Origin of the sequence: Pleurocapsa sp. CCALA 161, from assembly GCF_003003995.1 — a bacterium.
Classification (GTDB): Bacteria; Cyanobacteriota; Cyanobacteriia; order Cyanobacteriales; family Xenococcaceae; genus Waterburya.
Genome location: NZ_PVWF01000006.1, coordinates 78,019 through 88,439 on the forward strand (window position 1 = coordinate 78,019; position 10,421 = coordinate 88,439).

Sequence of the window (10,421 nt, forward strand, 5' to 3'; positions counted from 1 at the left end):
ACTAGGTAGGCATAATTATTGATTGTCTAACCATCCTTCTTTAAAAAGCTCAAAAATTAAAGATTAGAGCTTCTCTAAAAACTAAAAGTAGTTCTAACAGTGCCAATTACTAAGTCATCAGTATTAAGAGTATTGCTATCTGGCTTGGTAATCCAAATCACTCCAGGGGTGATGGCAATATTATCGTTTACCTGATACTGATAAAAAGCTTCTAGATGCAAAGAGCGATCGCGATCTTCCTGATTTTCAATGGTGGAACTTGTTACTTCAGGTTCGCTGCCGATCACAATACCCGCGAGGCTACCTTCTTTAATTAAGTCTGGTATTGCCAGCGTTGCTGCCCAGTTCCAAATGTTTTGCGTGCCACGGTCAATCTGTTGATTTAAGGTATTCAGGCTTTTGACTTTACTTAATCCACCCCAGCCACCGACAATAATGCGATCGCTAATTACCCAAGATAATTCTAAGCCGTAGGAATTGCTAACTGTGGGAATTGCTGCACCGAATAATGCTGCTGTTTGCGATCGCAGATTAGATCGACTAGTACCTGTTGTCGTATCGCTTTGATTATAGCTATGGACATAGGTAGCAGCTAGACTAAGGCTTTTTAATGGTTCAAGGGTAATTTGCCCCAAAGCGCTGTAAGGGCCATTAAATAAACCATTGCCTGAAGTTGATTCATCAGCAGAGGAAGCAACATAACCTGCATCAATCTTGAGTTGCTCGCTAGGACGATAATTTATGCCTAATCCAGCATCTCCTGGGGGATAATAAAGGGGATTTCTGCTGCCAAAACGAGAAACTGCACCTGAACCGCCATCCCCGTCTAAAAAGTTAATCGTCGGGGCAATATCATCAGCATCTAATCCTGCTGCGCCAACAATTATTCCTAAGCGATCGCCAATATCAAAAGAATAATGTAAAGTATCTAGGCGTAAATCAGAGCGATCAGAATTATCAGGTTTGACAAAAGCTATTTCACCTTGAAAAGTCTCAATTTCAGGTGCAAAACCCGAAAAATCGCTTCGCGAAAATCTAGTAAATAATAAATCATCTCCCTGAAAACTAGTTTGGAAATCCAACCTCAAGCGACTACCCAAAATAGTGCTGGTGCGATCGTTATCTCCAGACAAAACACTACCTAAGCCAAAAATTGCTTCTCCCTGTAGTTTGCTAGTGGTCGAAAATTGTGTTGCTTCTAAATCTTGTAGTCGTGCTTGAGAACCGTCAGTTTTACCTTTAAGAATAGCTAATTCTGACTGAAATTCCTGCATCAAACGCAAAACTGTATCTATATCTACTTGAGGTGTATTTGTAGCCTTAGTGATTATTTTTTCAATGCTATTCAAACAAGAATTCAGACCCGCAGCAAATTCAGCACGGGTAACGGTCTGTTGTCCGCGATCAGCGCCATCTTGAAAACCACTCAGACAGCCATAACGCTCGATTAAATTTTGTAAAGCTTGATATGACCAATCCGTTGGCTGAATATCTGAGAATTCCTTGATGCTGTTGCTTTGACTAATTAACTTGTAATTAATTTTTGACAAGTTTTCCTGCTGTAAATTATCAAAATTTTCTTGACCATTGATGAGCTGCAAGTTATTTTGATCTAGCCAATTAACAACGTCACCTTCATTTTTTGATTCCGCAATAGCTTCACCATTTGATGCCAATAGTAATAAAGCACCAATAATAGCTGCCGTTTGACAGACCACGCCCCGACTTATGAACATTACCACCAATCCTCATTCACACCAAAAATTGCAGCTTAGTTCTTCTATCACTTAAGTATGCACTCAGTTTAATTGCTAACTAAATCGCTCTGTCTTACAAAACGTCATGGGTGACTTAAGCAATTTAGAAGAACTTTAAACACAATTAAATATTTTTCTATCTTGGCACTGTTCCCAGTGAATTGGTAGAAAAAATGTATAAATTGACTATCTCCGCTAACCTATTAACGATTTAAGCTATATACATTATTAGCATCATGAATAAATATTGCAAAATCTTATTGTTTCTACATTTAATTAAGTTAATTACTGATTACAGAAGAAAGTCAAAAGCTGTCAGCAGGAATATTTGAAAGATTAACGGCATTTGCCCTTAAAAAACATACTTGTTGTTAAAATAATTGTTCACCATAAATTGGTTGCTGCTAATTATTAATTACTGTTCATTGTTCAAACTGGCGTGGAAATAACTTTTTTAGGTACTAGTTCTGGAGTGCCAACGCGATCGCGAAATGTCTCAAGTGTAGCCCTGCGTCTGCCTCAACGTGCCGAAATATGGCTATTTGACTGTGGCGAAGGAACGCAACATCAACTTCAGCGTAGCGACCTTAAAAGCTCTCAGATTCGACGTATCTTTATCACCCACATGCACGGCGACCATACTTTTGGCTTAATGGGCTTGATTGCTAGCTGTGGCTTGGCTGGCACTGGTCAACCAATTGACATTTATGGACCCGAAGGATTGAAAGAATATCTCCAGGCTGCTGCTAAGTATTCTTATATGAATTTTGGTTCTCGCCTGAAAATTCATACTGTCAAAACAGGTTTACTCTACGAAGATGATGAATTTAGCGTTAGCTGTCGCTTATTAAAGCATCGCATTCCCGCCCACGGTTATCGCGTTGTGGAAAAAGACCGCCCTGGAATGTTTAACCTGGAAAAAGCCAAGTCTTTAGGCATTTCTCCTGGCCCAGTTTACGGCAAATTAAAACAGGGTCAGGTAGTTACCTTAGAAGATGGTCGCCAAATTAACGGTAAAGATTTATGCGGTCAACCAGAAGTGGGACGCAAGTTTGCCTATTGTACCGATACGATATTTTGTGAGGCGGCAGTAGAATTAGCCCAGGATGCAGATGTTTTAATTCATGAGGCAACTTTTGCCCACCAGGATGCACAGATGGCGTTTGAAAAGATGCACTCCACTACTACGATGGCTGCCCAGGTGGCTCTTTTGGCAGGGGTTAAACAGTTAATCATGACTCACTTTAGTCCTCGTTATGCCCCAGGAAACCCCATTCAGCTTAATGACCTCAAACAAGAAGCTAGAGCAATTTTTCCTCAGACTAAACTAGCTTATGATTTTTACTCTTATGAAATACCTCGGCGTAGAGCAAAGCAGCAACTGGCTGCTGCGGGGAAATAGAAAGTTTAAATATAATCAATCTTAGGTTGAGAAATAGCTTAAAAAATTAAGGAGCGATCGCGACTGAACAACAACTTTTTAAGCTTGAACAAATTAAATTATCAGTATGGTTAGTCTTAATTTGTATACGCTCTAGTAGGTCTAGTCCCCCTCCAGGGGATGAGTATTTTTTATTGTTCAAAACTACGCTACCATCACCAATGGAGTTAAAAACGGGCTTCCAAGCCTTTATTTACTGGCGATTGTGACTATAGCAAACAGTAATGTTTCTATAATTCTGCCCAAGTATTTTTTATAGAGAGGAGAACAAACAAAAATGGCTTATGAGTTACCATCTCTACCATACGATTACAAGGCTCTAGAACCAGCAATTTCTCAAAGCACTTTAGAATTTCATCACGACAAACATCATGCTGCTTATGTTAGTAAGTACAACGATGCCGTTAAGGGAACAGAATTAGACAGCAAGCCCATTGATGAAGTGATTAAAGCGATCGCGAGAGATCCTAATCAAGCTGGATTATTTAACAATGCTGCCCAAGCTTGGAATCATACTTTTTATTGGCACTGTATGAAACCTGATGGCGGTGGTACTCCGACTGGAGAATTGATGACCAAAATTGAGGCTGACTTTGGTAGTTTCGATCTGTTTGTTGAAGCTTTTAAAACTGCTGGAGCTACTCAGTTTGGTAGCGGTTGGGCTTGGTTAGTACTAGATGGAGATACCTTAAAAGTTACTAAAACTTTAAATGCCGACAACCCCTTAACTAGCGAGCAAATTCCTTTATTAACTATGGATGTTTGGGAACATGCTTATTATCTCGATTATCAAAATAAACGCCCTGCTTATATTGATGATTTTCTCGCTAAATTAGTCAACTGGGATTTTGTGGCTGAAAATTTTGCTGCTGCGTAAGTAGAAATTAACCATGAGCGGATATTAAACTATATCCGCTTTTCGTAAATTTAGATTGAAAAATCAGATTGTGACTCAACATAAAGACGCTCAAACCCGAAGTATCCCGCAATGGCAATCCAACAAAATGAAACAAATGATTATCGATCGCTGGCAGGAAATTTGGGTCGTTGTTGAGGCGAGAAATAAGACCCAAGAAACTCGCTCAAATCGTTAATAGCGATTAAGCTTTGCCTACCTTTCGCGATCGCCCTTACCAGTAATATCAACCTTATTTTTTGAGCAAAAATTATCATGAAGCCACATTATCCTCAGATTGTTCTATCTTTTGCTTATCGCAACTACACGGTAGAAATAGATCGAGATGAATTGGATGAAGGCTATTGTGTTTATGCTGCATGGGTCAATCATGATCAAGGCTGCGCTGTTGCTGTTCCTTGTGCAATGACAACTATCGACGCTGTTCGTCAAGCTAAACAGTGGATCGATCAAAGATTTTTTTAGTTTAATAATGTTCAACATTTGGGTAGCATAGATTTTTTTATATGCAAGCATTATTTAAACTTTTGTAAAAAAACTTAATAATGCTCATTATATGTTTAAAATAGAATCAGGGTTTTAAACAATTGATGTTTTCAACCAAGATTGCACGACAACATATTGGAAGATCATCTATGCCATTTACTATTGACTCAGCACGTAACATATTCTCAGCCAACACTTTATCTGCTGATGCAGTACCAGCATTGATAGCTAGATTTAATCAACTTAGTGCGGAAGACCAACTAGCTTGGATTTGGTTTGCCTACTTAGAAATGGGTAAAACAATTACTGTGGCAGCGCCAGGGGCTGCTAATATGCAGTTTGCCGAACCCACTCTTGAGCAAATTAAAGGAATGAATTTTCAAGAGCAATCTCAGGTAATGTGCGACCTTGCCAACCATGCAGACACACCAATTTGTCGTACTTATGCTATTTGGACTCCTAATATTAAACTCGGTTTTTGGTATCGATTAGGAGAATGGATGGAGCAAGGAATTGTCGCTCCTATTCCCGAAGGTTACCAACTTTCCGCTAATGCCAAAGCTGTATTGACTACTCTCCAAGGATTAGATTCTGGTCAACAAATTACCGTATTACGAAATACTGTGGTAGATATGGGATTTGATACTGGCAAAATGGATAAATTTGAGAGCGTTAGCGAACCTGTCACTCCTCCCACCGAAATGTCCAAACGAACCAAGGTCAATATTGAAGGTGTTGCTAACCCCACAATATTGAGTTATATGAACTTGTTAAATGCTAATGACTTCGATGAGTTGATTAAACTGTTTGCAGAAGACGGTGCGCTGCAACCTCCTTTCAAAAAACCAATAGTCGGTAAAGATGCCGTATATAAGTTTTTTAAAGAAGAATGTGCCAATCTCAAATTAGCTCCTGAGCGTGGTGTTGAAGAACCAGCAGAAGATGGTTACACTCAAATCAAAGTAACAGGAAAAGTCCAAACTCCTTGGTTTGGCGCGGGTGTAGGCATGAATATGTCCTGGAGATTTTTACTTAATTCGGAAAACAAAATTTTCTTTGTGGCGATCGATTTGTTAGCATCTCCTAAAGAATTGCTCAATCTAGCTCGTTAAAACTACTGTGATAATAATTAGCCGATCGCCAAAAATACTAGGTGGTCGGCTATTTTAATGGTACGATTTTGACTATAGAAAAACGTATTAAATCAAGATTCGTATTAATGTTAGAAACCAGTAAAAACAAGTTTTCTGTAATGGAGGAAACAATAGCCAAACAAGCCTTACACAAAGCCTATGAAAGAGAAACTTCCGCTCTAATTGCTCATGTTCGCGATCGCTCTAATGCTATTGCAGAACTAGAAGATTTGTGGTACTTACATGATCTATTAAGTACTAAAAGATATGAAATTGATGGCAAATATGTCTATAATTTTTCTACTTTTGTATTTGATTGTGCCACATTGGTTAAAGAAAAATGGCTATACCTTGATGATTTACAAGGTTTAAAACCAGAAATGTTATCAAAAATATCTGCTTTAGCACGTATGTAAATACAATTTAAAGATAATTTAATTTATGTTTGCTTCCAACTAAAGTTTTAAATGATTTTCCAGCAATATTTTTATTGTATTGTTAGGTCAGCGATATTAGCTTAAGCGTTTCATCGTCTTGCTATCACTGATGCTAACTACATTAATTATGCCTTCATCATCAACCATTATTCATCAAGCCAGATCCGAACATGACAGTATCATTGCCCAACACTTTTATCAACTCTGGTTAGACAATAATGTCCAAAAAGATATTATTCATGATGATTGGTTAGATATTACCCTGACGTTTATACGCGATGCTCGCCAAAAATTGAAATTTCAGGCTTTTATTGCTCAAGTTGAAGCAGAGATAGTAGGTTCGGTTAGCTGTCAGCTTTTTGCGGGGTTATATCCTTCTGTATTTAAAGCAGAACATCGTAACTATGGTTATATTTGGAATGTTTATGTTCAGCCAGATTATCGTCGTCAGGGAATTGCTACTCAGTTGACTAAAGCGGCGATCGCCTATTTGCAAAGTTTAAACTGTACTAAGGCGGTGCTTAATGCTTCACTTTCAGGAAAACCTGTATATGAACAGCTTGGTTTTGTGGCGGGTAATGAAATGACTTTGAATCTACTTCTTGAATAGATTTGCGATCGCGATCTGCTCATTATTCTCATATTGGATATACTTGCGCTAACTCGCCACATTTTTCGCTATCTTTTTAAAAGGGATCGAGTATTCTTTCATCCTCATTCTTTAATCCATCATCTTGTTCAATATGGCTTTTGCATCAGTAGTACGGAGGATCGAAACATCACCTTTAACCAAAGAACTACTAGCTAAACTAGATCGAGGGCAATCTTTGTTGCTTAATGGTATTCCTCGTTTACCGAAAGGTATAGTTTGTTCTAGTTTGGCACAAGCTGAAAAGAAGAATTTATTGGTAGTGTGTTCTACATTAGAAGAGGCAGGGCGTTGGGCTGCTCAATTAGAGGCGATGGGTTGGGATACAGTAAATTTCTATCCTACTTCTGAAGCTACTCCCTACAGCCATTTTGACCCTGAATCAGAGATTACCTGGGGACAGTTGTCAGTGATCAGTGAGCAGTCATCAGTAAACAGTGACAAGGGGAAAGGGGAAAAGGGAAAAGAAAACCGTGACAAGCTAAGAGTTATTGTAGCGACTGAGCGATCGCTTCAGCCTCATTTGCCACCTCCAGAGGTGTTTCAGTCTTATTGTCTGACGTTACAGCCAGGGATGGAATTAAGCTCTCAGCAGCTAGATAAATCTTTGGCTAGGTTGGGCTATGAACGAGTAAACCTGGTAGAAACGGAAGGTCAATGGAGTAGGAGGGGTGATATTGTCGATATTTTTCCTGTTTCGGCGGAATTACCCATTAGAACAGATTGGTTTGGCGATCAGTTAGAACAGTTGAAAGAATTCGATCCTGCAACTCAGCGATCGCTCGATAAGTTAGAACAGTTGTTATTAACTCCCACTTCCTTTAGTCATATTATTGCCCAGAGTATTTTAGAGCAGGGTAAGAGCATCGAAAGCTATCTAGAGGATGAAGAATTAGAGAGTTTGCTAGAGGGAAATCCCCCTGAAGGGATGAGAAGATTCTTGGGAATTGCTTTTGAAAAACCAGCGACACTTTTAGATTATTTACCCGACAATACTATAATTGCCATTGATGAATTAGAACAGTGTCAGGCGCATAGCGATCGCTGGCTAGAATTAGCGGAATCTCAATGGCAAGATTTAAATCAAAGTCTACCGAAAATTCATACTGAGTTTACCAATTGTTTAGCTAAAACTAGTAATTTTAACTGTATTTATTTATCAGAAATAGCTGAAGCAAATCCTCGTTTGGAGATAGCAAATCCTGATGCTGTAGCGGTACATAATTTGCAGGCGCGTCCGATTCCTACTACTCCCCAGCAATTTGCCAAGCTAGCAGAAATTCTGAGGGGAAAGCGAGAAATCTATAGCGGGATGACTTTAGAGAAGTATCAGACATGGTTAGTTTCGGCACAGCCTAGTCGTTCTGCTTCTTTATTACAAGAACACGATTGTCCCGTACAGTTTGTGCCAAATCCGCGAGATTTTCGGGCGATTGATAAGGCACATATTCAAAGTACTGTGGTAGCGGTTAAGTATTCTGGTTTAGCGGAATTATCAGGATTTATTTTACCTACTTATCGTTTAGTAATTGTTACAGATAAGGAATTTTTTGGACAGCAAACTTTAGCTACTTCTGGCTATATTCGCAAGCGCCGTCGAGCTACTTCTAAAAAAGTCGATCTCAATAAATTACGTCCTGGTGATTATGTGGTGCATAAGCATCATGGTTTAGGAAAATTTCTAGAGTTAGAAACTTTAGTTCATCGTGAATATTTGGTGGTTCAATATGCCGATGGAACATTAAGAATACCTGCCGATTCTTTAGATATGCTGACGCGATTTCGTCAGACAGGCAAGCATCCCCCAGAATTAAATAAAATGGCAAATGTGTCTTGGTCAAAAACCAAGAGCAGAGTCAAGAAAAATATTAAAAAGCTGGCGGTAGATTTATTAAAACTCTATGCTAAACGCGCCAAACTAGAAGGTTATGCTTATCCTCCTGATAATCCCTGGCAACAAGAACTTGAAGATTCTTTTCCCTATCAACCTACCCCCGATCAACTCAAAGCTACTCAAGAAATTAAAAATGATTTAGAAAGCGATCGCCCGATGGATCGGCTAGTATGTGGTGATGTTGGCTTTGGTAAAACCGAGGTGGCAATCAGGGCAATATTCAAAGTGATTACTAGTGGCAATAAACAGGTGGCGTTTCTTGCACCAACAACAATTCTGACGCAGCAGCACTATCACACCCTGAAAGAAAGATTTGCCCCCTATCCGATCAACGTTGGTTTACTCAACCGTTTCCGTAGTGCATCGGAGAAAAAGGAAATCATGCAGCGACTAGCCACAGGGGAGTTAGATGTGGTTGTAGGGACACAGCAACTACTGGGTAAGGATGTTAAGTTCAAAGACTTAGGCATGCTAGTGGTGGATGAAGAACAGCGTTTTGGAGTCAACCAGAAGGAAAAAATCAAGGATTTCAAAGCCCAGGTAGATGTGCTAACCCTCTCTGCTACGCCGATTCCTCGTACTCTGTATATGTCTTTGTCGGGGATTCGAGAAATGAGCCTCATTACCACTCCTCCTCCATCTCGTCGCCCGATCAAAACCCATCTTTCCCCTTATGATCCTGAAGTAATCCGCAACGCCATCCGTAATGAACTCGATCGCGGTGGACAGATATTTTATGTAGTTCCTCGTGTAGAAGGGATTGAAGAGGTTAGCGCTCAACTGCGAACTATGATTCCTGGGATTAAAATTGCGATCGCTCACGGACAGATGCCAGAGTCGGAATTGGAATCTACCATGCTTACTTTTAGCAGCGGAGAATCAGATTTACTAGTCTGTACTACTATCATCGAATCGGGTTTAGATATCCCCCGCGTCAATACAATTATTGTGGAAGATTCCCAAAAATTTGGTCTATCCCAACTGTATCAGCTAAGGGGAAGAGTAGGGCGATCGGGTACTCAAGCCCATGCCTGGCTACTATACCCCAGTAAACAAACCTTATCGGAAACTGCCCGCAAAAGACTCCGCGCTTTACAAGAATTTAGCCAACTTGGTTCGGGTTATCAATTGGCAACGCGGGATATGGAAATCCGAGGAGTAGGTAGTCTTTTAGGTGCAGAACAATCGGGACAAATGACCCAAATTGGCTTCGATCTTTATATGGAAATGCTGCAAGAGTCGATTCAAGAAATCCAAGGGCAAGAAATACCCAAGGTAGAAGATACCCAGATAGATTTAAAGCTCACTTCCTTTATTCCTGCCAACTATATCGCCGATCCAGAGCAAAAAATGGATGCTTACCGCGCTATTGCTACTGCCACCTCGAAAAAAGAACTCGTGCAAATTGCCGCCGAATGGGAAGATCGCTATGGTACACTCCCTTCGCCAACCCAGCAATTGATTCAGGTAATGGAATTAAAACAGATCGCCAAGTCCATTGGTTTTTCTCGCATCAAACCTGAAGGACAACAAAATATTGTCTTAGAAACCCCGATGGCTGAACCCGCTTGGAATCTCATGGCGGAGAATTTGCCTAAGCACTTGCGATCGCGTTTTGTGTATGCATCAAAGAAAGTAGTTGTGCGAGGTTTAGGTATAGTCAAGCCCCAAAAACAACTAAATGACTTAATCGACTGGCTAGGAACAA

General features: G+C 39.9%; 9 protein-coding genes. 8 read left to right on the forward strand and 1 reads right to left on the reverse strand.

The genetic code is table 11. The features are described from left to right. Positions 1 to 74 precede the first annotated feature (74 nt). The gene (locus tag C7B62_RS03005; RefSeq protein ID WP_106233129.1) at positions 75 to 1,736 is read right to left on the reverse strand and encodes an iron uptake porin; all 1,662 of its coding nucleotides are present in this window, start codon (positions 1,734 to 1,736) and stop codon (positions 75 to 77) included. 460 nt (positions 1,737 to 2,196) lie between these two features. Here C7B62_RS03005 and C7B62_RS03010 point away from each other — a divergent pair, with 460 nt between their 5' ends. From C7B62_RS03010 to mfd, 8 genes are all read left to right on the forward strand, one after another. Next, a complete protein-coding gene (locus tag C7B62_RS03010; RefSeq protein WP_106233130.1) occupies positions 2,197 to 3,159 on the forward strand; it encodes a ribonuclease Z in 963 nt (320 codons plus the stop codon). A gap of 316 nt (positions 3,160 to 3,475) precedes the next feature. Beyond that, complete coding sequence (locus C7B62_RS03015) at positions 3,476 to 4,075, forward strand: superoxide dismutase (protein WP_106233131.1); 600 nt, start codon at positions 3,476 to 3,478, stop codon at positions 4,073 to 4,075. A 70-nt stretch (positions 4,076 to 4,145) separates the two neighbouring features. After that, positions 4,146 to 4,292, forward strand: coding sequence for a hypothetical protein (locus C7B62_RS25570; RefSeq protein WP_158260616.1), 147 nt, complete (start codon positions 4,146 to 4,148; stop codon positions 4,290 to 4,292). A gap of 77 nt (positions 4,293 to 4,369) precedes the next feature. After that, complete coding sequence (locus C7B62_RS03020; RefSeq protein WP_233219787.1) at positions 4,370 to 4,579, forward strand: hypothetical protein; 210 nt, start codon at positions 4,370 to 4,372, stop codon at positions 4,577 to 4,579. 170 nt (positions 4,580 to 4,749) lie between these two features. Next, entirely contained in the window at positions 4,750 to 5,712 is a 963-nt protein-coding gene (locus C7B62_RS03025) for an orange carotenoid-binding protein (protein WP_106233133.1), read from the forward strand. Positions 5,713 to 5,819: 107 nt separating this feature from the next. Next, complete coding sequence (locus C7B62_RS03030; protein ID WP_106233134.1) at positions 5,820 to 6,149, forward strand: hypothetical protein; 330 nt, start codon at positions 5,820 to 5,822, stop codon at positions 6,147 to 6,149. Positions 6,150 to 6,297: 148 nt separating this feature from the next. After that, entirely contained in the window at positions 6,298 to 6,780 is a 483-nt protein-coding gene (locus C7B62_RS03035) for a GNAT family N-acetyltransferase (protein ID WP_106233135.1), read from the forward strand. Between the two features lie 133 nt (positions 6,781 to 6,913). Further along, positions 6,914 to 10,421: transcription-repair coupling factor (gene mfd / locus C7B62_RS03040; protein WP_106233136.1), on the forward strand; the 3,508-nt coding region annotated here is incomplete at its 3' end.